Annotated in this window: 23 protein-coding genes; 13 read left to right on the top strand and 10 right to left on the bottom strand. The window is 59.9% G+C overall.

Annotated elements, in window-relative coordinates:
- Positions 1 to 109: 109 nt before the first annotated feature.
- Both N1037_06330 and N1037_06325 read right to left on the bottom strand, forming a co-directional pair.
- Positions 110 to 1,240 carry an exopolysaccharide biosynthesis protein gene (locus N1037_06330; protein UWS81317.1) on the bottom strand — a complete coding sequence of 377 codons (1,131 nt, stop codon included), beginning with the start codon at positions 1,238 to 1,240 and terminating at the stop codon, positions 110 to 112.
- A 247-nt stretch (positions 1,241 to 1,487) separates the two neighbouring features.
- The gene (locus N1037_06325; GenBank protein UWS80629.1) at positions 1,488 to 2,273 is read right to left on the bottom strand and encodes a sugar transferase; all 786 of its coding nucleotides are present in this window, start codon (positions 2,271 to 2,273) and stop codon (positions 1,488 to 1,490) included.
- 562 nt (positions 2,274 to 2,835) lie between these two features.
- On the opposite strand from N1037_06325, the gene N1037_06320 reads away from it, so the two are divergent.
- Positions 2,836 to 3,717: a 2-dehydro-3-deoxygalactonokinase gene (locus N1037_06320; protein ID UWS80628.1), complete on the top strand. Its 882-nt coding sequence runs from the start codon at positions 2,836 to 2,838 to the stop codon at positions 3,715 to 3,717.
- A 237-nt stretch (positions 3,718 to 3,954) separates the two neighbouring features.
- On the opposite strand, the gene N1037_06315 is transcribed toward N1037_06320, so the two are convergent.
- Positions 3,955 to 4,749, bottom strand: coding sequence for a TIGR03084 family metal-binding protein (locus N1037_06315; GenBank protein ID UWS80627.1), 795 nt, complete (start codon positions 4,747 to 4,749; stop codon positions 3,955 to 3,957).
- 103 nt (positions 4,750 to 4,852) lie between these two features.
- On the opposite strand from N1037_06315, the gene N1037_06310 reads away from it, so the two are divergent.
- Together N1037_06310 and N1037_06305 are read left to right on the top strand one after the other, a co-directional pair.
- On the top strand, positions 4,853 to 5,551 hold the full coding sequence (locus N1037_06310) for a TetR/AcrR family transcriptional regulator (GenBank protein ID UWS80626.1): 699 nt from the start codon (positions 4,853 to 4,855) through the stop codon (positions 5,549 to 5,551).
- Complete coding sequence (locus tag N1037_06305; GenBank protein UWS80625.1) at positions 5,535 to 6,677, top strand: acyl-CoA dehydrogenase family protein; 1,143 nt, start codon at positions 5,535 to 5,537, stop codon at positions 6,675 to 6,677. The genes N1037_06310 and N1037_06305 overlap by 17 nt, the downstream gene beginning before the upstream one ends.
- A 13-nt stretch (positions 6,678 to 6,690) precedes the next feature.
- On the opposite strand, the gene N1037_06300 is transcribed toward N1037_06305, so the two are convergent.
- Positions 6,691 to 7,704 carry a hypothetical protein gene (locus N1037_06300; protein UWS80624.1) on the bottom strand — a complete coding sequence of 338 codons (1,014 nt, stop codon included), beginning with the start codon at positions 7,702 to 7,704 and terminating at the stop codon, positions 6,691 to 6,693.
- Positions 7,705 to 8,113: 409 nt separating this feature from the next.
- On the opposite strand from N1037_06300, the gene N1037_06295 reads away from it, so the two are divergent.
- A complete protein-coding gene (locus N1037_06295; protein ID UWS80623.1) occupies positions 8,114 to 9,535 on the top strand; it encodes a hypothetical protein in 1,422 nt (473 codons plus the stop codon).
- Positions 9,536 to 9,661: 126 nt separating this feature from the next.
- Here the strand turns inward: N1037_06295 and N1037_06290 are convergent, their stop codons facing one another.
- Together N1037_06290 and N1037_06285 are read right to left on the bottom strand one after the other, a co-directional pair.
- Positions 9,662 to 10,171 carry a thioesterase family protein gene (locus N1037_06290; GenBank protein ID UWS80622.1) on the bottom strand — a complete coding sequence of 170 codons (510 nt, stop codon included), beginning with the start codon at positions 10,169 to 10,171 and terminating at the stop codon, positions 9,662 to 9,664.
- A gap of 176 nt (positions 10,172 to 10,347) precedes the next feature.
- A complete protein-coding gene (locus N1037_06285) occupies positions 10,348 to 11,475 on the bottom strand; it encodes a class I SAM-dependent RNA methyltransferase (GenBank protein ID UWS80621.1) in 1,128 nt (375 codons plus the stop codon).
- 299 nt (positions 11,476 to 11,774) lie between these two features.
- Here N1037_06285 and N1037_06280 point away from each other — a divergent pair, with 299 nt between their 5' ends.
- The 8 genes from N1037_06280 (at position 11,775) to N1037_06245 (ending at position 19,708) form a co-directional block, all read left to right on the top strand.
- Positions 11,775 to 13,508 (top strand): ABC transporter substrate-binding protein, encoded by a 1,734-nt coding sequence (locus N1037_06280; GenBank protein UWS80620.1) that lies wholly within the window; start codon positions 11,775 to 11,777, stop codon positions 13,506 to 13,508.
- A 162-nt stretch (positions 13,509 to 13,670) separates the two neighbouring features.
- The gene (locus N1037_06275) at positions 13,671 to 14,762 is read left to right on the top strand and encodes an ABC transporter ATP-binding protein (protein UWS80619.1); all 1,092 of its coding nucleotides are present in this window, start codon (positions 13,671 to 13,673) and stop codon (positions 14,760 to 14,762) included.
- Positions 14,763 to 14,773: 11 nt separating this feature from the next.
- Entirely contained in the window at positions 14,774 to 15,868 is a 1,095-nt protein-coding gene (locus tag N1037_06270) for an ABC transporter ATP-binding protein (protein ID UWS80618.1), read from the top strand.
- Positions 15,865 to 16,728 carry a sugar ABC transporter permease gene (locus N1037_06265; GenBank protein UWS80617.1) on the top strand — a complete coding sequence of 288 codons (864 nt, stop codon included), beginning with the start codon at positions 15,865 to 15,867 and terminating at the stop codon, positions 16,726 to 16,728. Before N1037_06270 ends, N1037_06265 begins: the two co-directional genes overlap by 4 nt.
- Positions 16,729 to 16,742: 14 nt before the next feature.
- Positions 16,743 to 17,540, top strand: a complete 798-nt coding sequence (locus N1037_06260) for a carbohydrate ABC transporter permease (protein ID UWS80616.1) — start codon at positions 16,743 to 16,745, stop codon at positions 17,538 to 17,540.
- A complete protein-coding gene (locus N1037_06255) occupies positions 17,540 to 17,818 on the top strand; it encodes a DUF2160 domain-containing protein (protein ID UWS80615.1) in 279 nt (92 codons plus the stop codon). The genes N1037_06260 and N1037_06255 overlap by 1 nt, the downstream gene beginning before the upstream one ends.
- 332 nt (positions 17,819 to 18,150) lie before the next feature.
- Positions 18,151 to 18,567, top strand: a complete 417-nt coding sequence (locus tag N1037_06250) for a BlaI/MecI/CopY family transcriptional regulator (GenBank protein UWS80614.1) — start codon at positions 18,151 to 18,153, stop codon at positions 18,565 to 18,567.
- Positions 18,557 to 19,708, top strand: a complete 1,152-nt coding sequence (locus N1037_06245) for a M56 family metallopeptidase (GenBank protein UWS80613.1) — start codon at positions 18,557 to 18,559, stop codon at positions 19,706 to 19,708. Before N1037_06250 ends, N1037_06245 begins: the two co-directional genes overlap by 11 nt.
- Before the next feature lie 54 nt (positions 19,709 to 19,762).
- Here the strand turns inward: N1037_06245 and N1037_06240 are convergent, their stop codons facing one another.
- The gene (locus N1037_06240) at positions 19,763 to 20,221 is read right to left on the bottom strand and encodes an Lrp/AsnC family transcriptional regulator (protein UWS81316.1); all 459 of its coding nucleotides are present in this window, start codon (positions 20,219 to 20,221) and stop codon (positions 19,763 to 19,765) included.
- A 134-nt stretch (positions 20,222 to 20,355) separates the two neighbouring features.
- On the opposite strand from N1037_06240, the gene N1037_06235 reads away from it, so the two are divergent.
- Complete coding sequence (locus tag N1037_06235; GenBank protein ID UWS80612.1) at positions 20,356 to 21,567, top strand: methionine gamma-lyase; 1,212 nt, start codon at positions 20,356 to 20,358, stop codon at positions 21,565 to 21,567.
- A gap of 30 nt (positions 21,568 to 21,597) precedes the next feature.
- Here N1037_06235 and N1037_06230 read toward each other — a convergent pair whose 3' ends face one another.
- The 3 genes from N1037_06230 to N1037_06220 all read right to left on the bottom strand — a co-directional run bounded on the left by N1037_06230 (position 21,598) and on the right by N1037_06220 (position 25,340).
- Positions 21,598 to 22,830: an FAD-dependent oxidoreductase gene (locus tag N1037_06230; GenBank protein ID UWS80611.1), complete on the bottom strand. Its 1,233-nt coding sequence runs from the start codon at positions 22,828 to 22,830 to the stop codon at positions 21,598 to 21,600.
- 114 nt (positions 22,831 to 22,944) lie between these two features.
- Positions 22,945 to 24,375, bottom strand: coding sequence for an aldehyde dehydrogenase family protein (locus tag N1037_06225; GenBank protein ID UWS80610.1), 1,431 nt, complete (start codon positions 24,373 to 24,375; stop codon positions 22,945 to 22,947).
- Positions 24,376 to 24,407: 32 nt separating this feature from the next.
- Positions 24,408 to 25,340, bottom strand: a complete 933-nt coding sequence (locus N1037_06220) for a proline racemase family protein (GenBank protein ID UWS81315.1) — start codon at positions 25,338 to 25,340, stop codon at positions 24,408 to 24,410.
- Positions 25,341 to 25,342 lie beyond the last annotated feature (2 nt).

Below are 25,342 nucleotides of genomic sequence, written 5' to 3'. Positions count from 1 at the left end.
TTTGCCCCATCAGGCCAGCGCGCAGCGGTTGTATTCACCAGACCTTACAGCACAGCAACCGGGCAAAACTGTGGCTCTGACCGGGCGCTGCAACGTGGAAATGGGGGATTTAGGGGGTAACTTGCGTCTTGTCGGACTGTTGCGCCTTGTTCAGCACCACGCCAAGCAAGGGCGCGTGCCCTGCCAGCATCTTTTCGCAGGCGGCAAGTTCGGCAGCAGTGGTCCGGTCGCCATCGGAAATCAACAGCACCCCATCCACCTGCGGCAGAAAAGCGGTGACATCATCATGCTCCAGCACCGGCGGCAGATCAAACAGCACCGTGTCGGCCTGGGTCTCGTCGATCATGGTGGAGATCACATCTGCGGCGCGGCGATCATGCAGGATATCCGAGGCATTGTGATCGGGATGACAATTGCTTCCCACCGCCAGCGACTCGGACAGGCGTTGCAATTGCTGGCTCAGCGGCACTTCACCGGCCAGGAAAGCCGCCATATCGCCATGTGGTGGAATACCCAGTGCAGCGGCGATGCCAGGATTGCGAAAGTTCATATCCATCAACAGGGTACGGCTTTGCGGCACCCGCGCCAGGCTCAGCGCCAGATTGACCGCGCAAAAGGTGGTACCGCCGCCTGCAGCAGGGCTGGTGACCGCCACCCGTTTCCAGCCATGGGCCTTGAGGCTGTGCAGCAACCGGGTGCGCAGCAAATCAAAGGCCCGCGCTGTCGGCGAGGCCCGAAAGGCGCTTACCAGCGGCAGGCGTGACGGTTTTTGTCCCAGAAAATCAAAGGGAACCTGCGGTATCTGCAACCAGGGATCAAAACGGGTTGGCAAACCGATGGGGGGCTCCTGCGGCAGGTCAACACGTGCCTGCCGGTCCAGTTCCAACCGCGGTTTGGCCCGTGCAGGTCGCGCGGGCTCTGTGCGGGGCTTGGCCGCGACAGCAGGCTGTGGGTTGTCCAGTTGCGGCGCAGGCTCCTGGTTTACCTCCTGGGCCGGGTTCGCCCCTTTGACCGGGGTTGCCCCCTTGGTCTGAGCGGTCTCCCGAGTTCTGTTCTGAGCGGCCTTTGGGGCCGGGTCTGGCTGTTTTGACGGTGCAGAAGGGGCCGGAGTTGGCTCTGCGCTCACCGGGTTTGCGGCGGCGTCGACTGTTGGACCAGCCTGTTGCCGCGCTGCTGTGTTGCGGCGGCGAAACGTCTTGTACCCCTTTTGCGTCATACGGTCCTCACCACCCCTATCCAAGGCAGGCGTTGTGTTGTTCGGATCATCTCCTGCACCCCCTGGACGGGCCGGAGTGCCATCAGAGGCTGATACAGCAAAATGCTTCATGCGTCATCTCCTGACAATTCCAACGTCGCGCCCCTGCCCTGTCGTATCCGGCCCACTGGTCCCAGCCGTCTCGCAGTCAAAGGCAAAGAGATTAATATCCAGTGCCCCACCTTGCCCTGCGCCCCGGCCAGCGCGCCAGGCTCCGGCTGAATGTCCCGGATTAATATCCGGTCCCTTTGGCAACCACGCCAAAGGTGCGCCAAATAAGGTTCAAGTCTTGCTGCACCCCCATTTGACGCAGGTAATCCACATCAGCCTTGGCCCGCGAGGCAAAGCTGCTCTCGTTGCGGGCCGAGACCTGCCAGATCCCGGTGATGCCAGGCTTGACGGCAAAATAGGCGGCGGCCTCACCATACAAAGCCAGCTGTTCCGGCAGCATCGGGCGCGGGCCAACCAGGCTCATCGTGCCGGTCACCACATTCCAAAGCTGTGGCAGCTCATCCAGCGAGGTCATGCGCAAAAACCGCCCGACACGGGTAATCCGCGGATCATGTTTAAGCTTTTGGGTTGTTTCCCATTCCTGGCGGAGCTCTGGATCGCTGTCCAGGTAGCTCTGCAAGCGGGCATCCGCGTCCCGCACCATGGTTCGCAGTTTATAGATACGGAAACGCTTGCCATGCTGCCCCAAACGATCCTGGCTATAGAACGGCAATCCGCTTTCCAGCCAGAGCATCACTGCAGACAGGACAATAATCGGCAAGGCGACAGGCAGCGCCAACAAGACCAAGCCCAGGTCCAACAGCCGCTTGCCAGCCAAGGCGTAGCCAGAGTTCTTACTGCGCGCAATCGCCAATGCCTGGCTGATTCCGGTGCCGACCGCAGGAACAGCGGTAGCAGGCACGGCAGCACAGATCAAAGAGGAACGCCCAGTGACGCGCACGCCAGACAGCGCCAGCCCAGGAGCGGTCAACGCCTGCTCCGTTGCGTTTGATACAAAATCTTTCATCATCACCCCATGCGCTCACAGCTCAAGCTCCGGGGAAACCCCAGGGCCGTCAGCTCTTTGTATTTTCAAAACCCGCAACAACAGCGACGCGGGTAATGTCATCACGTTCTGGGTGTTGCCGAACCATGCCCCCACATGTTTCGCCCCTGATGAATGCCGGAGTTGAATACCCCTGTGGCTCTTTCAAGCTACCGCATTCCGTGACAAGAATAAATCTAACCGAATTAATGAGAATTATAACCAAAGCTTAGCGATTACGGCAAAAAGGGGCCTTGCCTAGCCAATAGCGGAAACAATCTAGCCTTTTGATTATAAACTATCCCCAAATACCGCCGCAACCATGAAACCCTGGTTCTTTTTTTCGACGCCAAAATGTCTGATTCTGTGTCGCCGCATCGCCCCTTGGCTGCTTGCCCTTGCCCTGTTCGGTCACAGGTTTCCTCTAGCAGTTTGAAACCCGACGCGTGCACCAGTATGACTGCAGGGCAAATTCCGGTGCTCAGCCTCGGATATGGCCAACTGCCGGTTTGCACCGCGACAGGTACAAAAGGATCGTCAAACAATGGGCGCATCACATCGCCAGACAGATTGCACCGCCGCTCTGATTGGCGATGCCGAAATTTCCCTCTGGAGCCTTGCGGCCGGGCAGATGGTAAAGCAACACAGCTTTGCCCGCACTTCCGCGCCCCCTGAGCAGGATTTATCCGCTGCGCTGGGTCAGGCCCAGGTGCCCAACTCGGACGCGCCCAACTCGGCCCCGGTTTTGGTCTGTGGTCTCCCCCCCGCCTCTGCGGCGGTCGCGGTCCCCGCCACACCGGGGGATCTGCCCCTAACCCAGCTGGCTCTGGATCGCTGGCAGCTGCTGGTGCTTCCCGGCCTGCAGCAAAAGGCCCCGGCAGGCCTGATGCAAGAGAGCACCGCGCAGATCGCCGGCTTTGTGGCGCTCAATCCCAAATGGGACGGGGTGATCTGCCTGCCTGGCGAGGTGACACATTGGGTTCAGGTCAGCGCCGCTGAGGTTGTCAGCTTTCAAAGCACCCTGACGACCGGTCTCTATTCCGCCTTGGCAGCGCGCCTCGAAGTGCCTGCGCACTGGTCCGAAAGCGCTTTGGCACAGGGCGTTGCCGATACCATGTCGCGCCCCGAACGCTTGGCTACCCGGCTGGCCGAACTGCACGCCAGCCAGCTTGCCCCAGAGCCAAATGCGACAGAAGCCGCCGGCTTGTTGTGGGGCTATCTACTTGGGGCAGAGCTGGCCGCCGCGCGGGCCTATTGGCTGGGGCAAAACCTCGCCTTGGTCGCCCCCGACCACTTGGCCGCCCCCTATATGGCCGCCTTCGCGGCACAGGGCCTGCCTGCCACCCAGGCCCATCCCGATCGGATGGCGATCGAAGGGTTGATGCAAGCCAGGCGACAAGCGGAGAAAGCGGCGCCTGCTCCCTAGGAGGAGGAGGGTCAGTCCGCTCAAAAGAAGCAAGATTTCTGCGCCAGCCGCAAACTGGGGCTTGCCCATCTCACGGTGCAGCGCCGCCGCCCGGCAGGGCGGCGGCGCTGGGCCCAAGGGGATGCAGTCCCCCAAAGGGGACAAATCTGCGCGGGAGCCCCCCGTTTTTTGAGCAGGCGCTTGCGGGCTTCCACTCCTGGCTCTCAAACGACCTGACTGCGCGATCTCGCTTGGACCTTATGCCTTGTGACGCGCCCCCTTCGCGGGTGGTGTTTCAGCCGGACCGGCAAAACACTGGGCGATTGCCATCCAGCGCGCGGCAGTGCCTCCCTGGGTCTCAAGGTCAGTATCGGCGATGTTGCGCACCTGGGTCACCACCTGGGCAAACTCCACCGCAGACCCGCGCACCACGTTGTCCTGTTGCGGATCATTCCAGGTCCAGACGGCACCAGAAGGACCGGTCAACTCGACAAAGGGGGCGGGCTCGGGCACCGGCTCTTTGCGGTTGAGAAAGGTCCAGCCATAGGTCGACACCCCCAGATGGGCGATATTGCGGATGCGGTCCTGCTCCTGCTGCTCTACCCCCAACAGATCAAACACCTCCTGACCATGAGCCCAGGTCTCCATCTGGCGCGCGGTGATCGAGCTCAGCGCGCTCATCTCCGGCCCCACCCATTTCACCCGCGCTTTGGGGTCAGCCTGCGCAAAGGCATCAGCACAGCTCTCGGCCCCGGCCTGCCAGGCTTCAAACAGGGCGCGGCCTGACAGACCGTCAAGCCAGGGAAACTGACACTGCAAAATCGACATGCCGGCCTGCATGTTTTTCACAATTGGGCCGATAAATGTCGCAAAGGCCGCTTCCCCCTGCAGCGAGGTTTCAGCCGCCACATTGAACAGATGCAAATGCCCAAGCACATGGTCGATGGTCCACTCCTTGAACAGGGTAACCCGGTGCAGATCCGCCTCGGGCAGGTCCTGTAACACAGCAGCCAGAGCCTGGCTCTCAGCTCGGAAATCTTCGGCTTGTTGCATGTTTCGTGCCCTCTCTTGATCAAATTCCGCTGCGTCTGATCCAAATTCATGTGATTGAACAGACCAACCGTTCTGTTTAACGATTCGTCAAAAGGATATGCTGATGTGCCCAGGAACCGAAGACCAACCGAACGTCACCTCCAGCGACAGCCCGCCCATGCGCGGCAACCCGGCGCGTGTGGCCCGCACCCGTGGCAAAATCTTTGATGCCGTGATCACCGCGCTCGACGAGGTCGGCTATTCGGAATGCTCCATCAACCGGGTGCAAACCCTGGCCGGGGTCTCCCGTGGTGCGCTCACCCATCATTTTCCCTCCAAAGAAGAAATGATGGTGAAAACCCTCGAACACCTGCTGGCGCCGGTGCGTGGCGCCTCGGCGCCAAATGACCAAGAGGCGAACCTGCTACGCCCCTCTGATGCCGGGAGCAGCCTGCAGGACCAGTTGCATGCGCTGTGGAGCCGGGTGATCAACACCCGCGAAGGCCGCGCTTTGATGGAAATTCTGGTGGCAGCCCGCACCGATCAGGTGCTGAACAGCCGCATCACCCCCTCGCTTTGGAGCTACAACGACGAATTCAACCGCAATATCGCCAATCTCTACCAGGCCGCCGAAGGCCATGAGGATGAGCTGACGCTGCTCTGGTCGATCTGCCGGAGTTTCATGCGCGGCTTGCACAGCCAGGCTCCTTTTGAGCGCGATCCAAAAATCATAACCAAGATGGTGGCGCTATTTGGCCGCATCATGGCGCCGCATTTGTCTGCGCGCAGCCCTAACGGAGACACAGATGAAGAATCCCTTTGAAACGTCAGAGCACCGGGCCTTTCGCGATACCATCCGGGCCTTTGTCGAAACAGAAATCCAGCCCTATTGCGACGACTGGGACGAGGCAGGCACAGTCCCCTGGGAGCTGCATCAGAAGATTGGTGCATTTGGCGTCTGGGGGTTTGGCATTGACGAAAAATATGGCGGCCTTGGCTTTGACGATTGCTTTTTGCGCGTGGCCTACAGCGAAGAAATGGCCCGCTGCGGTGCTGGCGGAGTAACTGCGGCTCTGGCCGGGCGCACCATTTCAGTTGAACCGATTGCGCGGCTGGCCGATGAGGAGATCCGCCAGCGGGTGCTGCCGGAAATCCTGTCCGGGCGCAAAGGCTCCTCATTGGGGGTCACCGAACCCGGGGGCGGCTCGGATGTGGCCAACCTCAAAACCACGGCCCGGCGCGATGGCAATCACTGGGTGATCAATGGCTCCAAGACCTTCATCACCGGCGGCATGACCTCTGACTACTTTGTCATCCCGGCCCGCACCGGCGGTGCTGGGCTGGATGGCATTTCCCTGTTTTTTGTCGAGGCGGATACCCCTGGCTTTTCCCGCACGGCCCTGACCCGCAAGATGGGCTGGTGGTGTTCGGATCAGGCAACGCTGTTTCTGGATGAGGTCCGCGTGCCTGCCAGCAACATGATGGGGGAGGAAGGCACCGGGTTTCTGGCCATCATGAACAACTTCAACATGGAGCGGATCAACCTGATTGCCGGGGTTCTGGGCATGATGAAGGCCTGCCTAGAGGACAGTATCGCCTGGGCGCAGGAGCGCGAGACCTTTGGCAAAAAGCTGATCCGTCATCAGGTGATCCGCCACAAGATCGCCGAGATGTCGGCCCGCATTGATGCGGTTGAGGCGACACTGCGGATGATCTGCTGGCAGGTCAATCAGGGCGATATGCCAGTGGCCGAGCTGAGCAAGGCCAAGTTCTTTGCCACCAAGGCCTGCGAATACTGCGCCTCTGAGGCGATGCAGATCCTGGGCGGCGCCGGATATCTGCGCGGCAACCGGGTGGAGCGCATCTACCGCGAGGTCAAGGTCATGGCCATCGGCGGCGGATCAGAAGAGATCATGCGCGATCTCGCGGTGCGCCAGATGGGGCTGTGATACCCCAAGCGGATTAGCCGTCTGCGATGGCCTGAAAGGCGCGCCCGGCAGCCTCAAAATTGCGGGCCAGGGGCGCGGTCAGTTTTGACTGCGCCGCATAATAGGCCCCAACCCGACAGAGTTGGCGCGCATAATCCGGGTGGACCCCGGCATCATCATATTTGATCACCCGTGTTTTGCTGAGCCAGCCGCGTTTTTTGACTTCCTTCTGGATCAATTTCAGCCGCTGCACCGCATGCAGAGTGACATAGACAGACAGATAATCCAGGTAGTCAGCGATGTCATAGCCAGAACCATGATCATAGGTGTCGATCATCACATCAGCCATTTTATCTGGCGACACCGGCCAGGTTTCATCGGCAATGAGCCAGGCAAAATCCTCGGCGCCATGACGCAGGCCGGCATATTCAAAATCAAACCAGCGCACAAATCCATCATCGCCAATGGCGGCATTGCCCGCCCGGCAATCCCATTTCAGAAATTGCCGCCCCGGCTGATCCATGCGTTCGGCTACGGCAACAAAATCAAACTCCTTGGGGATACCCATGGAATAGGCCTGCAGGGCATCAACGGATCCCACCAGATTGATGATCCAATCCCGGTTCGAGCCCAGATGCGGCAGCATCTCTGCCAGATCGGTCTGGCGGGCGGCGGCGTGAATACGAAAGATCGCAGCACAGGCCTCAGCTGCCAGTTCCACCTGGTCGCTCTCATTATGCTCCAACACTTCGCTGCTCAGCCGGATTTCACCAGTGTCAGACTGAAACAGCACATCTTCATTGACGCCCAGAACCCGGGGGATGTCGTCGCAGTGGGGGCCCAGTTTTTCCAGCACATAGGCTTCCAGATGGGTACGGCGAAAATTCTCCCGCAGAGTGGCAATGGCTCTGTCGTCGCCAAAATGCAATCGCATAGAGGAGCGGGACTTGCCGCCCGGCGTGGTGATCCGGTCCGGGGTTTTGCCCAGGGTCTCTTGTGCTTTTGCGACAATATAGGCCGCGCGCTCATCAAAGCTTGTGTCCGCCACCAACTCCACCCTCTCAGTTCTTTAACACACCCTGCCGAAACACTCTGCGCCCCGGACAGCACTGGTAACTCCTTAGGCGCAGAAGATGGCAATTTTCGGGAAATTTCAGGCCCCCTAACAGGCCCCCTAGAAACAGGCGATGGCGATGCGCGTATACCGCTCTCACCGCCTTGGGCTGGAGGGGACCTTTGCCGCCCCGTGCTAGCGCGACTCACTTTGCCTTGGCGCTTCTTGCAACAGTTGGGCGCGCCTCTATTGCATTGTTTCCGGATTTACGCGGCAATGGATCAAATTTGCCAAAAATGCGGCGAAAATTTGGCTCAAACCCACAGCTATTCTAATTTCACGGGATGCGTGCCACGTGGGGTCACGGCGGCATCGAGCGACATTGTGTTAAGAGGTGTTAAGTATGAGCTGGGGACATTTTTCTGGTTGGGGCGGTGGGCGCTCGGCATGGGGTGGGCACAGCGCCTGCCAAAGCAAAAGCTACCATGACGGCGGTGTGCGCGATGGCGGATTTGACCGCTGGTATAGCGACAAACTCTCCAATCACTTTGGCCGCCATAGCGGTCGCAAACATTGGCAGCGGGACGAAGACGAACATGGATCCGGCACAGGCGGGTCCGGCACAGGCGGGTCCGGCACAGGCGGGTCAGGCACCGGAGGCAGCCACGGCAGCCGCGACCACGGTGGCAAGAAGTGGTGGCAAAACCGCGACGACGACAACAACGGCTCCGGGACATCTGGATCCGGTACCGGTGGCTCAGGCACTGGTGGCACGGGCGATCAGGGCTGTGGTTTCGGCGGTGGCCACGGGGGCCATGGCGGTCATGGCCGGTGGGGCAAAAAGTGGTGGCAACATCGCGACGAGGATGAAAACGGATCTGGCACAGGTGGATCTGGTACAGGCGGCTCCGGTACGGGCGGCTCCGGTACGGGCGGCTCCGGTACAGGTGGCTCCGGTACAGGTGGCTCCGGTACAGGTGGCTCCGGTACGGGTGGCTCCGGTACGGGCGGTTGTGGCACTGGTGGGTCTGGGACTGGCGGTTCGGGAACCGGCGGTACAGGGACTGGTGGTACAGGGACTGGCGGCACAGGAACTGGCGGTGATAACGGCGGCGGGGACGGCGGTAGCGACGGCAAAACCACCCTTAGTTTTGAAGTCGGCGGCAATGGCGATCCCAGCGTCACCGTGGAAGTCACCCAGACTCCCCAGGGACAGCTGTTCATCAACCTGCAACCCACCTCCTATGATGGTGAAGTGGCGGATATCGACGGCATGTTCTTCAACATGAACGATGATTCTGATGTGCCGGGATTGAATTTCTCCCCGGATGAAAACGCTATTCCTGTTACCGGCCACCTGGCAGAGGCCAACTCTGTCAACACCCTGGACGATGGTCTTACAGTGCCGGAGAACTACGACGGAATGGTGCAGTTTGGTCAGGCACCCGACAGCACAGATGGCACGGTGAACAATGCCAACTTCACGCTCTGGTCAGATGCTGGCCTGACCCTGGATGACATCGACCTCAGCTCGGTTTCGCTGGTTGTGAGCAACCCGGATGGCAGCCAGGATGTGCTGTCTGGCGGCTATGACCCGGCAGCAGCGGCCTCTGATAGCAGCAGCTATGCCAATGGCGGTGTATCAGATGCAGGGTTGGAGTCCTGGTACGCAGCCAATACTGCCCCAACAGGCGGCGACGACGGTGGCGAAGACGATGACAACTCTGTCTTCGCAGAGATCATGGCGCTGATGAACCAGCCGGTCGACGATCTGCCAGAGGACTGTGAACAAGAAGAAGCGGTGGAACCCGACTGTCTGGTCTAGCACCTGACAGGATCACATCACTGCCAAAGGGGGCGCATCACTGCGCCCCCTTTGCTATTTGTGCCTGCTCTTTCACTGTACCAAACGGCCCTGCAAAACGCTCATAACTGATCAGGTCTGCGACACTCAGCCCCGGCGAATGCCGAGCGTGGCCCCCAGCCGTTCGGGACGCGCAAGCGCGGCGTGATCCGCCTGCAACTGCGCCAAGCGCGCCTGCAGCCAGTCGGGAAACACAGCCGAACGTTTGCTGGTCAGGTCAACATGCATCGCCAGGACTTCCTGGGTGGCGCAGACCTGCCCGTCCAACAAAATCTCTGACCAAAAATGCAGCCGCTTGGTGTCGTGATCAATAAGCTGAAAACTGACCGAGAAGACCTGCCCCAGCCGCAGCTCTTGCAGGAATTGCATATTCGACTGCAGCACAAACATGCCCTGGGCGGCGACACGCACATAGGCCTCGCCATTGCCTATGTGGTTATCAAACATCTGATCAATCGCATTATCAAAGGCCAGACCATAATAGGCGACGTTCATATGGCCATTGTAGTCGATCCACTCTGGCAAAACTGATCGTTCTGTCACCACAATGGGTGCTGGATAAGGGCCATCATGCCCCTGCGTGGGTTGTGTTGTCATGGCTGTCCTGCCCCCTGTTGCTCGGCCTGTTGCTCGACCTGACGCCCGACAGTGTGCCCGGCATCATTGCTGTCGGCATAGCTGCGGCCAACATCCCTGCCCCAGTGCCACGGGTAAAGAGAATCCCCACGTCACAGTTGCAGAAGCCGTTGCGTTTCTTGAGCAAAAGCGCCCGTTCAGCGCAGGGGAGCCGTTTTGAACAGGCGGATTTTCAGCCCGCCATGGGCCACCGGCGCCCCCAGGGGCAACAGCGGCAGCCCCGTGGCCTTGGCCAGCCCGGTCTCGCTGGTGACAATGCCAACCCGCCAGCCGGAAAAGCGCTCCATCAGGGTCTTGCCCAGCGCACCATAAAGCGCAAAGAGCAGTTTCTTGTTGCCAATCCGCGCCCCATAGGGCGGGTTGACGATCACCAGCCCCGCTGGTCCATCGGGCGGCATCAGGTCACTGACCGCGTGATGGCTGAACTGCGTGATAGCCGCCACCCCGGCACGTTCGGCATTGGCGGTTGCCATCTCAACCGCACCGGCGTTGCGGTCAGAGCCATAGAAGTTCAGCGCCGAGACATCCACCTCCTGCGGCGTCAGCTCTGCTTTCAGCGCTGCATAGGCCGCGGCGTCAAAGCTGGCCATCTGTTCAAAGGCAAAGCTGCGGCTGCGCCCCGGCACCAGGCCCAGGGCAATTTCTGCCGCCTCAATCACAAAGGTGCCAGAGCCACACATGGGGTCGACCACCGGCTCACGCCCGTCAAAGCCACAGTCGCGCAGGAACAGCGCTGCCAGGTTTTCCCGCATCGGCGCCTTGCCAACGGCGGATTTATGGCCGCGTTTGTGCAGACCTTCGCCTGAGGTATCAACACTGAACTGGCACATGTTGTCGTCGATCCGCAGCTTCAACGTCAGTGCTGCCTCTTTTGACAGGGTGGCGCCAAAGCTTTCAACCAGTGCCTTTTCCACCCGCTGCGCCGCGGCGCCAGCATGGTAGATCTTGGACTTCTTGTTGGTGGTGACCTCCACCTTGACCGGCACGTCCTTGCGCAGCACCTCACCCCAGGGGAACTTGCGCGCGCGCTTATCCAGCTGGGCCAAATGAAAGGCGCGAAACTCCCCAATGCGGGCCAGCACACGGGCAGCGCCCCGCAGGCTCAGGTTGGCGCGCCAGACCTCGCGCCAGTCCCCCTGCACGGTGACGCCACCGGGCACGGATTTGGCAGCGGCAAAGCCAGCCTCGCGGACCTCGGCCAGCAGCGCAGCCTCCAGCCCTGGGGCTGCGGTCAGAAAGATCTCGAATGTGTCTATATCGCTCATCCGGCTCTCTTACCCCGGTTTGCACCTCTGGGCGATGGCTATTTTGCCAATATGTCCGGTCAGGACTGCAGGCCGACATGCCGCATTGCGGCAAAGACTCGCCGCAGGCTTTGCACCCAAAGACGCCACTACCGTCGGTTTGGTGGATCAAAAAATGATCATTAAAAATACAGTACTTTCAACAGCATAATCTAAAACTAAATTTTTAGTTTGACAACTGCAACGCCTATATGAAAGCTAAATACCAGTCAGATGCGAGAGAGCGCAGCTGGCCTTACAGACTTTTAGGGAGGAAAAAGATGCGCAGGTATCTTTTGTCCGCAGCAGCGGTATGCGCCGTGGCTGCGGGACAGGCGGTTTATGCCGATGAAGCAGCCGCAGTTAAGTGGATCGATGAGGAGTTTCAGCCCTCGGTCCTGACCAAAGATGAACAGATGAGCGAGATGCAGTGGTTTATCACCGCCGCCGAGCCCTTCAAAGGTATGGAGATCAACGTGCTCTCCGAGGGGATCCCGACGCATTCTTATGAGTCGGAAGTTCTCACCAAAGCCTTTGAAGAAATCACCGGGATCAAGGTCAATCACCAGATTCTCGGCGAAGGCGAAGTGGTGCAGGCGGTGCAGACCCAGATGCAGACACAGCGCAATCTTTATGATGCCTATGTCAATGACTCGGATCTGATCGGCACCCACTCGCGGCTGCAACTGGCCCATAACCTGACGGATATGATGGCGGGTGATTTCAAGTCGGTGACCAACCCCGGCCTGGATCTGGATGACTTTATGGGCACCCAGTTCACCACCGGTCCCGATGGGGATCTGTATCAGCTGCCCGACCAGCAGTTTGCCAACCTGTATTGGTTCCGCAAAGACTGGTTCGACCGCGCCGATCTGCAAGAGGCCTTCAAGGCAAAATACGGCTATGACCTGGGGGTTCCGGTCAATTGGTCCGCCTATGAGGACATCGCCGAATTCTTTAGCGAAGACGTCAAAGAAATCGACGGTACAACGATCTATGGCCATATGGATTACGGCAAACGCGCGCCTGACCTGGGCTGGCGGATGACCGATGCCTGGCTGTCGATGGCCGGTGCCGGGTCCAAGGGTGAGCCAAACGGCGTGCCAATCGACGAATGGGGCATCCGCATGGAAGCCGGCACCTGTAACCCGGTTGGCGCCTCTGTCACCCGTGGTGGCGCTGCAAACGGTCCGGCTGCGGTCTATGCGATCCGCAAATGGGACGAATGGCTGCGCAAATATGCACCTCCCGGTGCCGCGTCTTATGACTTTTACCAGTCTCTGCCCGCGCTTGCGCAGGGCAATGTTGCCCAGCAGATCTTTTGGTACACCGCCTTTACCGCCGATATGGTAAAGCCGCAGTCCGAAGGCAACAACACAGTCGACGAAGCAGGCAAGCCCCTGTGGCGGATGGCGCCTAGCCCGCACGGCCCCTACTGGGAAGACGGCCAGAAGGTTGGCTATCAGGACGTTGGTTCCTGGACCTTCCTCAAGTCGACGCCTTTGGAGCGCTCGCAGGCAGCCTGGCTTTATGCTCAGTTTGTTGTCTCCAAAACTGTCGACGTGAAAAAGTCCCACGTGGGTCTGACCTTCATTCGTGACAGCTCGGTCAACCACGAGAGCTTCTCGGAGAGAGCTGAAAACCTGGGCGGTCTGGTGGAATTCTACCGCTCGCCGGATCGTGTGGCCTGGTCGCCAACCGGTGTGAACGTGCCTGACTATCCAAAGCTGGCCCAGATCTGGTGGCAGCAGATTGGCGACGTGAACTCGGGGGCCTTTACCCCGCAGGAAGCCATGAACCGTCTGGCCGAAGAAATGGACATCACCATGGCCCGGATGCAGCGTGCAGACGAGCAGGCTGAGATCTACGGCGGCTGCGGTCCGCGTCTCAATGAGGAAAAAGACGCTGAGTGGTGGTATGCCAATGGCGGCGCCAAGCCACCACTGGAGAACGAAAAACCTGCAGGTCAGACCGTCAACTACGACGAGCTGGTCGCCCGCTGGGCCTCGCAGTAACCGCTCCTCCCCGTCGGGCCTGATCCCCTTTGGCCTCTGGCCCGACACTTTGCCTCGGAACGGTGTTCTTACACTGCTTCGGGGCTCTTTCTCCCCCGCTACGTACAGACACGGCCCCTGTCAGTTTTGCTGCAGGGCCGGTTGCCGGAAAGTTAAATAACGATGGCACTAGAATTAAGAAACGTGACCAAGCGCGTCGGCGCGGTCACCCATATCAAGGAGACATCCTTGATGCTGGAACCCGGTCACTTCAACGTCCTGTTGGGCGCCACCGGTTCGGGCAAGACCTCCCTTATCAAGCTGATGGCCGGGCTGGACCCGATGGCCAGCGGTCAGGTGCTGATGGAGGGCGAGGATGTGTCCCGCCTGAGCACCCAGAAACGCAACATCAGTCTGGTGCACCAGTTTTTCATCAACTACCCGCATATGACGGTCTATGAGAATATCGCCTCGCCGCTGAAAGTGGTTGGAATGGCGAAGTCCGAGATCGCGGATCGTGTCGCGGAAGCCGCCAAAATCCTGAAGCTGGAGCCGATGCTGCACCGCCGCCCGCATGAGTTGTCCGGCGGCCAGCAACAGCGCTGCGCCCTGGCCCGGGCCATTGCCAAGGAAAGCCGCGCGGTGTTTCTGGACGAGCCGCTCGCCAACCTTGACTACAAACTGCGCGAAGAGCTGCGTGACCAGCTGCCCGAGCTGTTTGCCGGGCGTGGCGCCGTGGTGGTCTATGCCACTTCGGAACCCGAAGAGGCGCTGTTGCTGGGCGGCAAAACCGCCTTGATGCGCGACGGGCGCGTCACCCAGTTTGGCCCCACCGCTGAAATCTACCGCAACCCCGGCAATCTGGACGCGGCACGAGTTTTTTCTGACCCGCCAATCAATACCGCCACGGTGATCAAAGAAGGCACTACCGCCCGCATGGGAGACCGGGTGAGCTGGCAGCTGAGCGGCACCGCCGCCGGGCTGAGCGATGGCGCCTATTCCCTTGCCATCCGCCCCTATCACGTCCTGCCCAGCGCCAGCAAAAAGGCCACTGTGCGCCTTGATGGCCGGGTACAGGTGACCGAGCTGTCAGGTTCGGAAAGTTCTGCGCATTTCGATCTTGGCCTTGGTGGCACCGCAGGCGGCGAAGCCCACGCCAACTGGGTATCCCTGTCGGCGGGGGTGCACCCCTACGAGATTGGCGAAATGCATGATTTCTACATGGACCCTTCGGCGTGCTACTTCTTTGCACCCGATGGCTCCCGCGCAGCCTGAGGTTCAGGAAAATGGCAAAAATTACACTCTCAAAGCTGCGACACAGCTATATGCCCGCCCCGAAATCCCCGTCAGACTATGCGCTAAAGGAGATTGACCTGGATTGGAGCGACGGCGGCGCCTATGCGCTGCTTGGCCCTTCGGGCTGTGGTAAATCCACCCTGCTCAACATCATTTCCGGCCTGTTGGTGCCCTCGGAGGGCCAGATCCTGTTTGACGGCCAGGACGTCACCGCCCTGCCGCCGGATCAGCGCAACATTGCCCAGGTGTTTCAGTTTCCGGTGATCTACGACACCATGACGGTCTACGACAATCTCGCCTTCCCGCTGCGCAACCGTGGCCGGGATGAGGACACCGTGCGTGACCGGGTGATGGCCATTGCCGAGATGCTCGAAGTAACGGAAATGCTGGACCAAAAGGCCGCAGGCCTGTCCCCCGACAACAAACAAAAGATCTCCATGGGGCGTGGGCTGGTGCGCGAAGACGTCAATGTGGTGATGTTTGACGAACCCCTGACGGTGATCGACCCGCATCTGAAATGGAAGCTGCGCTCAAAGCTGAAAGAACTGCACCAGCGCGTCAAAGCCACGATGATCTATGTCACCCACGATCAGACAGAGGCGTTGACCTTTGCCGATCAGGTGGTGGTGATGCAGGACGGCGAAGTGGTGCAGATCGGCACGCCTGTCGAGTTGTTTGACCGCCCCGCCCATACGTTTGTCGGCCACTTCATCGGCTCACCGGGGATGAACATCCTCCCCTGCGAACTGCAGGCAGGATCTGCCCATTTTGCCGACCAGCCCATCGCGCTGGAAGGCCCAATCCAAGGCGAAGCCAATGGCAAAACAGAAATCGGCATCCGGCCGGAATTTGTCTCTCTGGCGGACACCGGCCTGGCCGCAACAGTGACCAAAGTCTCGGATGTGGGGCGTCATACAGTGGTGGAATGCCAGACCAATGGCAGCCGCATCAATGCCGTGATCGAGGGCGCAGGACCTGCAGTTGGCAGCCCGGTGCATCTCGATTTTCGGCGTGACCAAACCCGGCTTTATGTGGATGGCTGGCTGGCCACCACCCCCGACACCGCAGCGGAGGCGGCACAATGAAAACCGAAAATCAAAAAGCCTGGTTCTTTGTGCTGCCCGTGCTGGTGCTGGTGGCCTTTAACGCGCTGATCCCGATGATGACCGTGGTGAACTACTCGGTGCAGGAAACCTTTGGCGACAATGTGTTTTTCTGGCAGGGCCTGGATTGGTTCGAACAGATCCTGCGCTCTGATCGTTTTCACGCCGCCCTGGGACGTCAGTTTCTCTTTACCTTCCTGATCCTGATCATCGAGGTGCCACTGGGCATTATCATCGCCCTGTCGATGCCGCGCAAAGGCTTCTGGGTGCCGGTCTGTCTGGTCACCATGGCGCTGCCGATGCTGATCCCCTGGAACGTGGTGGGGGCCATGTGGAACATCTTTACCCTGCCGGACATTGGCCTGCTTGGCTATTTCCTCAACCACGTGCTGGGCATCTCTTATGACATGACCCAGAACCCGCTGGCGGCCTGGGTGACCATCGTCACCATGGATGTCTGGCACTGGACCTCACTGGTGGTGCTCTTGGCCTATGCCGGCCTGGTATCGATCCCCGATGCCTATTACCAGGCGGCCAAAATCGACGGAGCCTCCAACTGGGCTGTGTTCCGGTTTATCCAGCTGCCCAAGATGAAAACCGTCCTCACCATCGCCATCCTGTTGCGGTTCATGGACAGTTTCAACATCTACACCGAACCCTTTGTGCTGACCGGTGGTGGCCCCGGCAACTCCACCACGCTGTTGTCGATTGATCTGGTGAAAATCGCCCTGGGTCAGTTTGACCTTGGCCCCGCCGCCGCCATGTCGCTCATCTACTTTGCAATCACGCTTCTGGTCTCCTGGCTGTTTTACACGCTGATGACCAAAGACGACCTGAACTAAGGAGGGTTTGAGAAATGCAAAAACGCTTTATCATCCCCATTGTCTACATCCTCTTCCTGATGCTGCCGATCTACTGGCTGGTCGCGATGAGCTTTAAGACCACCAATGAGATCCTCTCGGGCTTCTCGCTGTTTCCACAGACCTTCACGCTGGAAAATTACGCCACCATCTTTACCGACCCCACCTGGTACTGGGGCTACATCAACTCGATCCTCTACGTCAGCATCAACACGGTGATTTCGGTGGCCGTGGCACTGCCGGCGGCCTATGCCTTCTCGCGCTACCGCTTTTTAGGCGACAAGCAGCTGTTCTTCTGGCTGCTCACCAACCGGATGGCGCCGGCGGCAGTCTTTGCCCTGCCCTTCTTTCAGCTCTATTCGGCGGTGGGGATCTTTGACACCCACTTGGCGGTGGCCCTGGCCCATTGCCTGTTCAATATCCCGCTGGCGGTCTGGATCTTAGAGGGCTTCATGGGCGGCATCCCCAAGGAGCTGGACGAGACCGCCTATGTAGACGGCTATTCCTTCCCGCGCTTCTTCGCCACCATCTTTATCCCCTCGATCAAGGCCGGGGTCGGCGTTGCCGCCTTCTTCTGCTTCATGTTCTCCTGGGTAGAGCTCTTGCTGGCCAAGACCCTGACAGCGGTGGCCGCAAAACCTATCGCTGCCACCATGACCAAAACCGCCTCAAGTGCCGGCTATGAGCTGGGCCTGCTGGCAGCAGCGGGCACATTGACAATCATTCCGGGGGCCATCGTGATCTGGTTCGTCCGCAACTATATCGCAAAAGGTTTTGCGATGGGGAGAGTATAATGCTGTCATGGATGGCCTGGACCTGGCCCACGGCTTTGGTTTTTATCGGTATTTTCTCTGCCATCGGGGTGCTTGTGCTGCTGGAAATCCGCAACCCCGGCGGCGACCTGCGCAAAGGTGTGCTGGGGCTCTCCACCACCCGCGGGGACCGTTTGTTCATCACCCTGTTGGGCACCAGCTACATCTTCCTCGCCTGGCTTGGCTTGGTCGGCGTGCCGCTTTGGTACCCGCTGGGGCTGGCCATTCTCTGGGGCATCTTCACCTTCTGGAAGGTGTAACACCACCGCTTTGGGAGGTGCGGGTCAAGGGGGCCAAAGGCCCCGCGTCAGCGGCCTGCCCTTGACGCGCAAGCCTGAACAAAATTGCGAACGGCCTGAAGGGCAGTCCTGCACCTTCAGGCCATCTCAGCCAACATACAACAGCACGCCCCAATCTCGTCGGCCTAGACTGATATATCACCCCGCCTCTGGCAGAAATAGGCGCGCGGAAGCGCTCAATTTGGCAACGCCCAGATGGAGCCAACATCTGGCTTGGATCCATGGCGCCCAGGTCTGCTAAAGAAATAGTTTTCAAACTCCCCCCTTTCCACTAGCATTGCTGAAAGACCAAAATGGACCGGACATCAGACGACATGCGCAAGAAACAGGACAATTCACTGCTAACCGAGGTTGAGCTTGAATTCATGACCGTCGTCTGGGCCACTGGGGGCGGTACTGTCAGGGATATCCTTGCGGTGCTGAACCAGGCACAGGAACGCGCCTATACCTCGGTGGCGACTGTGCTTAAAATCATGGAACAAAAGGGCTTTCTTAGCAGCGAAAGGGCAGACCGTTCGCTGATCTACCGCCCCGCAATTCCCAAAGCAGAGTATCAAAAAACCTCTCTGAAAAACCTTTCGAGCAAGCTGTTCAACGACACGCCCGCGGCCCTGGTCGCCCGTCTTGTTGACGATGAAGAAGTTACCGACGACATGCTCGTTGAGATGCGGGCGCTGCTGAACGAAAGGTTGGGGGACAATGGAAACTGACGCGCTGATCAATAGCTATCTGGATCTCAATCTTCTGGTGCTTGCAGGTACCCTGCTTTGGCTGGCGGCGCGGAAACTTCTGTCTCACTCTCATCTTGCCCATGCCTTTGGGGCGCAGCTGCGGCTGATGAATGTCCTCACCCTGCTGCTGGCGCTGTCGCCCTTTATGATGTTTGCCTTTACCCATCTGGTGATGGCCCATCCGCCCAATCTCTCCGATCTTCTGGTGTCGCAGTTTCTGCAGGGCAATGTCAGTATGAGCGCCAGCAGCTTTGAAACCCTCCTGGGCCTGCGCGAAGACACCGTGCGGGTGCTCTCCTCCCAGCAACTGCTCTGGACCCGGCTATTGACCACGGCGCTCGCCATCGGCGGGATGATCTGTGCCGCCCAACTGGCCTCCTCGATCTATCGCCTGCGCCGGGCGCTTAAGCGCAGCTTTATCTGGAAAAACATTGGCGCCACCCAGATCCTGATCTCTGACGAAACCCCGGTTGCCTATTCGACCCGCGGGCTGTTCAGCCGCTATGTGGTGCTGCCCTCGGCACTGCTGAGCCAGCCGCAGGATCTGAAACTGACCCTGGCCCATGAGCTACAGCACTTCCGCCAGCGCGATATCGAATGCGAGGTCCTGCTGGAGCTGCTGCGGCCGCTATTGTTCTGGAACCCCGCTTTTTACCTGTGGCGCCGCGAGGTCCGGCATCTGCGCGAATTTGCCTGTGATCAGGCCTTGATGGCGCGCCCCGGCCTGGATATCCGCGCCTATTGCGAATGCCTGATCCGCGCCTGTGCCCAGGCTGCGCAGGAACGCGTTTTCTTTACCCGCCGCAGCCCGGCTGTTGCCCTGGTGGATCGGCGCGAAACCCGTCGCGATTCAACGCTGCAACAACGCATCATTGCGGTGACCGCCCAACAAACCCATGGAGAAACCGGCTTTGGCTGGGCCATGGTATCAGGCCTGATGATCGCATCGGTCCTGGCCACCGCCATGCTGATGCAACGCCCCGGCGACTGGAGCCATGATCGGCTGATGCTCTCGACAATTGTCAATCTCGAACGCATGGCCAGCCGCAACGCTGCCCCCAGCAGCTCAGCGGCAGGTCGCAATATCCTGCAAGGCAGCTTTATCCCTGCCGGACGTTAGGCGCTGTCCCATGCGGCACACACCACGACGATCCTGCCCAGGCGCCCATGATGCCTATCCGAGGTCGGGAAACACCGCCGTTTGCTTGACTGTGCCATAGACAAAACTGGTCTCAATTGATCCCACCCCGCCGATAGGATGGATCTTGTTGCGGATAAAATGCTCATAGGCATCCAGCCCCGCCACCAGAACCCGCAATTGATAGTCAACCTGCCCGGTCATCATGTGGCATTCCAGCACTTCCGGCATCGCCAGGACCTGACGCTCAAAGGTCTGCACCACCTCCTGGTGGTGCCGCTCCAGCCGGATCCGCACAAAGATCTCCATGCCCAAACCATACAGCTTGGCATTTGCGCGGGCGGAGAACCCGGCGATCACCCCAGATTTTTCCAAATTCCGCAGCCGCCGCAAACAGGGGGATGGCGACAGGTTGACCGCCTCGGCCAGATCCTGATTAGACATCCGCCCGTCCCGTTGCAGGGTTCGGATAATCTGCCGGTCTTTTTGATCCAATGTCGCCAAATCAGCCTCCAACCTCAAAATATTGGCAGATTCTGCCAGTAGATACCAAAATCATGGCATAAATCGCAATTTCATCACGAAATAACAAGGGCATCATAGCGCCAGACCCGCGACAGGAGCCTGCGATGACCCACCCGACCGACACCACGCCCGGCTTTGCCACCCGCGCAATTCATCACGCCTATGACGCCCAGGCCAATGAGGGCGCCTTGACGCCGCCGCTGCATCTCACCTCGACCTTTGCGTTTGAAACGGCCGAAAGCGGTGGCGAAATGTTTGCAGGCAATCGCCCCGGCCATATCTATTCCCGCATCTCCAACCCTACCCTGGATCTGTTGGAGCAACGCATTGCCACGCTCGAAGGTGCCGAGGCCGGATTGGCGCTGTCGTCAGGCATGGGGGCAATCACCTCGACGCTCTGGACCCTGCTCAGCCCCGGTGACGAAATCCTCGTGGACAAAACGCTCTATGGCTGCACCTTTGCCTTTATGCGGCACGGGTTGCAGAAATTTGGCATCACCGTTTCCCATGTGGACATGACAGATCTGGACCAGCTGCAGGCGGCGATCAGCCCACAGACTCGCGTGGTCTATTTTGAAACCCCGGCCAACCCCAATATGCGGCTGGTTGATATTGCCGGCGCCAGCCGCATCGCCCATGCCCATGGCGCAACCGTTGTGGTGGATAACACCTATGCCACGCCCTATCTGACCCGCCCGATTGAGCTGGGCGCCGATCTGGTGCTGCATTCGGCCACCAAATACCTTGGCGGTCATGGGGATGTTGTCGCCGGGTTGCTGGTCGGGCGGGCCGAACAAATCCAGGAGATCCGCCTTACTGGTATGAAGGACATGACCGGAGCCGTCATGGCGCCGTTTAATGCAATGCTGGTCCTGCGCGGGCTGAAAACCCTGGCGCTGCGGATGGAGCGCCACAGCAGCACCGCCGCCGAAATCGCCGATTGGCTAGAGGCACATCCGGCCGTGGCCACAGTTCACTACCCCGGCCTGCCCAGCTTTGATCACTATGACCTGGCCTGTCGCCAGATGGCCCTCCCCGGCGGCATGATTGCCTTTGAATTAAAAGGCGGCTTGCCCGCAGGGCGGGCGATGATGAACCGGCTGAAAATGATCACCCGCGCGGTGTCGCTGGGGGATGCGGAAACGCTGATCCAGCACCCAGCCTCGATGACCCATTCCACCTATACGCCGGATGAGCGCGCCGAACATGGCATCACCGAAGGTCTGGTGCGGCTGTCTGCCGGGTTGGAAAATGTCGCTGATATCCTGCAGGATCTGGAACAATCCCTGGAGTTTTTGCAGGAACAGGCCGCCTGAGCGCGGCCTAAAGACCATCTATTACACCGGTTAGAACCGTTGCGGGGACAACGCCGCAAGCGAGATTTCAGGTGGGCGCGCCATCACCAGGTCCGCCACCAATTCCGCCGTCGCCGCCGATTGGGTGAGGCCCAGATGACCATGGCCAAAGGCATAGATCACCGCATCTGAAGCGGAGGAGGTGCCAATCACCGGCAGGCTGTCGGGCATGGAGGGACGGAACCCCATCCACTGGGTGCCGCTCGTGCGATCCAGCTCCGGCATAAAGCGGCAGGCCTTTTTCAGCAGCACATCAGCGCGTTTGAAATTGGGCGGCAGTTTCAAGCCGCCCAGCTCTACCGCGCCGCCAATTCGCACGCCGCCATTGATCCGGCTGGCAACAAATCCGTGGCTGCCAAAGGTCACATGGGTTCTAAGGTCAAAGGCACCGGCAGGCAGGGTGGTGTTATAGCCGCGTTCGGTTTCCAGCGGCAGCGCATCCCCGAGGCCCCGCGCCAACTGATGTGACCAGGCGCCGGCGGCAAGGACCACGCGGTCCGGGGTAACCCTGTGACTTCCCAAATCCAGCGAGACCGACCCCCGGTCCGCACTCAGCCCTTTGACTTCCTGAACCTCGATACGACCACCGCGCGCCATGAACTGCCCGGCCAGGTATTCGCACCAGGTCTTTGGGTCCACCGTGTTTATCCAGTCCGGCGTATAGCCAGCATGGGTGAATTGTCGGCTCAATCCCGGTTGTATCTCGGCGATTTCATCCGGGTTTTGCAGCAGCTCATAGCGAATACCGGCCTGACCACGGGCCTCCCAGGCTGGCAGGCTGGCCTGGTATTGTTTTTCGCCCTCAAACAGTTGCAACTGGCCATCGCGCTGGATCAGAAATTCGCCATCCGTATCGCTGATCTGACGCTCCAACGCCGCCCGTGCCAGCGCCATCAACGCCGATTGCGCCGCCATGGACGCCGCGTAACGATCGCGCCAACTGGCCCGCCAGAACCGCAGCAGCCAGGGCGCCAGCTGCAGGGCATAGCGCGGCGGGATCGACAACGGCCCCATGGGATCCAGCAGCCATTTGGGGGCCTTGCGCATCATCCCCGGCGTCGCCAATGGAATGATTTCACTAAAGGCAAAGGCCCCGGCATTGCCCGCCGACGCCTCTGCTGCCAGCCCTTTGCGATCATAGATCGTCACCTGATGGCCGAGACTTTGCAGGCGCAACGCGGTGCTCACTCCAACAATGCCAGCACCAATCACAGCAATCGTCATGCTGCCCTGAGAAGACGCTTTTGTCGCCGCCGCTTTGCCCATCGGATGCCTCTCACGTTGTGCCAAATCACTACAGGCACATCCCGGTGCCTGTAGTGGGGTTATCTCGCGATGTCAGGGCAGTGTATAGGCCGTCTTTACCCGCGTGTAGAATTCAGCAGCATAAGAGCCCTGTTCGCGGGCGCCATAGCTGGAACCTTTGCTGCCGCCAAAGGGCACGTGGTAATCCACCCCGGCGGTGGGCAGATTGACCATCACCATGCCCGCTTCAGCATTTGCCTTGAAATGGCTCGCCTGTTTCAGCGAGGTGGTGCAAATTCCTGCGCTCAGACCAAAGGCGCTGTCATTGGCCAGCGCCAGCGCCTCATAATAGTCGCGCGCCCGCAGGACAGAGGCCACCGGGCCAAAAACCTCTTCGCGGTTGATGCGCATGTCGTTGCTGGTCTCACTCACCAAGGCAGGCGCCATGTAAAAGCCCTCCTGCGCCAGAGTCAGGTGCTCCCCACCAATGACAGTGCCGCCCTCGTCAGCTGCGATCTTCAGATAGGACAGGTTCTGCTCCAGCTGTCGCGCATCCACCACCGGCCCCATCTGAATGCCCGCCTCCAGCGCATTCCCAACCTTCAGCCCCTGCATCGCGGAGGTCAAAGCAGCGACAAACCGATCATGGATGCCCTCGGTAACGATCAAACGGGACGAGGCGGTGCAGCGCTGGCCAGTGGAGAAGAAGGCCCCGTTCAGACAGGCCGCAACCGCCAGATCCAGATCAGCATCATCCAGCACCACCATGGGGTTTTTGCCGCCCATTTCCAGCTGCACCTTTTTCAGGGTCTTGGCACAGGAGGACGCAATTGCGCGGCCCGTCGGCACCGAGCCGGTAAAGGACACCGCATCGACATCAGGGTGGTCCACCAGATGCTGGCCGACACTTGCCCCCTTACCAAAGACGATGTTGAACACACCTTCAGGCAGTCCAGAGCGCGAGATGATTTCGGCCAGGGCCCAGGCACAGCCGGGGGTGAGCTCGGCGGGCTTTAGCACCGCGGCATTGCCATAGGCCAGAGTCGGCGCAATCTTCCAGGCGGGGATGGCGATGGGGAAATTCCACGGTGTGATCAGCCCGACAACTCCCACCGGGGCGCGGGTCACATCGACCTCGACACCCGGGCGGACCGAGGCCAAGCGATCACCGGTCTGGCGCAGGCATTCGCCGGCAAAGAATTTAAAGATCTGCCCCGCACGCGCTGCCTCGCCAATGCCTTCGGGCAGGGTCTTGCCCTCTTCGCGTGACAACAGCTGCCCCAGCTCAGCCTGGCGGGCCAGGATCTCGCTGCCGATGAAATCCAGCACGTCAAAGCGCATCTGCGGCGTTGCCTGCGCCCAGTCGGCGGCGGCAGTTCGGGCACTGGCAACGGCGCGATCCATGTCGGCTGTCTCGCTGAGTGCCGCCATGCCAATAACGTCGGTAATATCCGACGGGTTTACATTGGCGCAGCCATCACTGGTGTTTTCCCAGCTACCGGCAATCAGATTTGTGTAGTCCATAGTCATACGTCCTTTGAGTTTTTGACATGTTTTCAGAGCTGAATGCCGCTGCGATAGGGGTCGTTTTCTGCAAAAATCAGGGTTGTGTCAGCGGTGACATGCGCCGCGCCCTCGATCTGTGGGATCACCTGACCCGCGCCATTGCGGCGATACCTGAGGGTGTAAGTGCTGCCGATGATGCTCTCTTGAATCCAGGCGGTTCCTGGTTCCAGCAGGCCATCCTCGGCAAGACAGGCCAGTTTGGCAGAACAGCCGGTCCCGCAGGGAGAGCGATCATAGGCCCCACCGGGGCACAGCACAAAGTTGCGCCCATGGCTTTGCGGGGATTGTGGCGCGGAGATAAATTCCACATGATCGATCCTGGCGCCCCTGGCCCCGGTGATCCCACCCGTCCAGAGGGCGTCGCGAATAGCCAGGGCCGCTGTGGTCAGCGCTGCGATGTTTGCCGCCTCCAGGGCCACCGGGCAATCAGGGGTGAGAAAAAACCAATTGCCGCCCCAGGCGACATCCCCGATGATCCCCCCCAGCCCTGGCAGCTCTAGCGAGACGGATTTGAACTGGCGATAGCTGGCGACATTTTCCACCACCGCCCGATTTGGGGAAATCAGGTCCACCTCGACCACCCCGACCGGGGTTTCAAGACGGTGCAGGCCCAGATCAATCCGTCCCAAATGGTACAGCGTCACCAAGGTTCCAATGGTGGCATGGCCACACATGCCCAGAGTGCTAGCCGGGTTGAAGTAGATCACCGCCGCGACACAGTCCCGGTCCTGTGGAGGCAGCAACAGCGCCCCCACCATGGCGTCGTGACCGCGCGGCTCCAGCAGGACGGAGGCGCAGAAATCGCTGTGGTCTCGCCACAACCTTGCGGCGCGATCCGCCAGCGACCCGGATCCAAGGTCCGGGCCACCGCTCAGGATCACACGCGTTGGTTCTCCGGCGGTGTGACTGTCGATCACCCGCATGG

The organism is Phaeobacter sp. G2, assembly GCA_025163595.1.
Lineage (GTDB): Bacteria > Pseudomonadota > Alphaproteobacteria > Rhodobacterales > Rhodobacteraceae > Pseudophaeobacter.
The sequence above is the reverse complement of the archived record's forward strand: the minus strand, read 5'-3'. Positions and strand labels throughout refer to the sequence as shown.

What these genes read in the sequence shown, in the direction of transcription:
- N1037_06325 (UWS80629.1), bottom strand. Translation starts at nt 2,273, where the DNA reads ATGAAAGATTTTGTATCAAACGCAACGGAGCAGGCGTTGACCGCTCCT.
- N1037_06320 (UWS80628.1), top strand. Translation starts at nt 2,836, where the DNA reads ATGGGCGCATCACATCGCCAGACAGATTGCACCGCCGCTCTGATTGGC.
- N1037_06315 (UWS80627.1), bottom strand. Translation starts at nt 4,749, where the DNA reads ATGCAACAAGCCGAAGATTTCCGAGCTGAGAGCCAGGCTCTGGCTGCT.
- N1037_06310 (UWS80626.1), top strand. Translation starts at nt 4,853, where the DNA reads ATGTGCCCAGGAACCGAAGACCAACCGAACGTCACCTCCAGCGACAGC.
- N1037_06305 (UWS80625.1), top strand. Translation starts at nt 5,535, where the DNA reads ATGAAGAATCCCTTTGAAACGTCAGAGCACCGGGCCTTTCGCGATACC.
- N1037_06295 (UWS80623.1), top strand. Translation starts at nt 8,114, where the DNA reads ATGAGCTGGGGACATTTTTCTGGTTGGGGCGGTGGGCGCTCGGCATGG.
- N1037_06290 (UWS80622.1), bottom strand. Translation starts at nt 10,171, where the DNA reads ATGACAACACAACCCACGCAGGGGCATGATGGCCCTTATCCAGCACCC.
- N1037_06285 (UWS80621.1), bottom strand. Translation starts at nt 11,475, where the DNA reads ATGAGCGATATAGACACATTCGAGATCTTTCTGACCGCAGCCCCAGGG.
- N1037_06280 (UWS80620.1), top strand. Translation starts at nt 11,775, where the DNA reads ATGCGCAGGTATCTTTTGTCCGCAGCAGCGGTATGCGCCGTGGCTGCG.
- N1037_06275 (UWS80619.1), top strand. Translation starts at nt 13,671, where the DNA reads ATGGCACTAGAATTAAGAAACGTGACCAAGCGCGTCGGCGCGGTCACC.
- N1037_06270 (UWS80618.1), top strand. Translation starts at nt 14,774, where the DNA reads ATGGCAAAAATTACACTCTCAAAGCTGCGACACAGCTATATGCCCGCC.
- N1037_06265 (UWS80617.1), top strand. Translation starts at nt 15,865, where the DNA reads ATGAAAACCGAAAATCAAAAAGCCTGGTTCTTTGTGCTGCCCGTGCTG.
- N1037_06260 (UWS80616.1), top strand. Translation starts at nt 16,743, where the DNA reads ATGCAAAAACGCTTTATCATCCCCATTGTCTACATCCTCTTCCTGATG.
- N1037_06255 (UWS80615.1), top strand. Translation starts at nt 17,540, where the DNA reads ATGCTGTCATGGATGGCCTGGACCTGGCCCACGGCTTTGGTTTTTATC.
- N1037_06250 (UWS80614.1), top strand. Translation starts at nt 18,151, where the DNA reads ATGGACCGGACATCAGACGACATGCGCAAGAAACAGGACAATTCACTG.
- N1037_06245 (UWS80613.1), top strand. Translation starts at nt 18,557, where the DNA reads ATGGAAACTGACGCGCTGATCAATAGCTATCTGGATCTCAATCTTCTG.
- N1037_06235 (UWS80612.1), top strand. Translation starts at nt 20,356, where the DNA reads ATGACCCACCCGACCGACACCACGCCCGGCTTTGCCACCCGCGCAATT.
- N1037_06230 (UWS80611.1), bottom strand. Translation starts at nt 22,830, where the DNA reads ATGACGATTGCTGTGATTGGTGCTGGCATTGTTGGAGTGAGCACCGCG.
- N1037_06225 (UWS80610.1), bottom strand. Translation starts at nt 24,375, where the DNA reads ATGGACTACACAAATCTGATTGCCGGTAGCTGGGAAAACACCAGTGAT.
- N1037_06220 (UWS81315.1), bottom strand. Translation starts at nt 25,340, where the DNA reads ATGCGGGTGATCGACAGTCACACCGCCGGAGAACCAACGCGTGTGATC.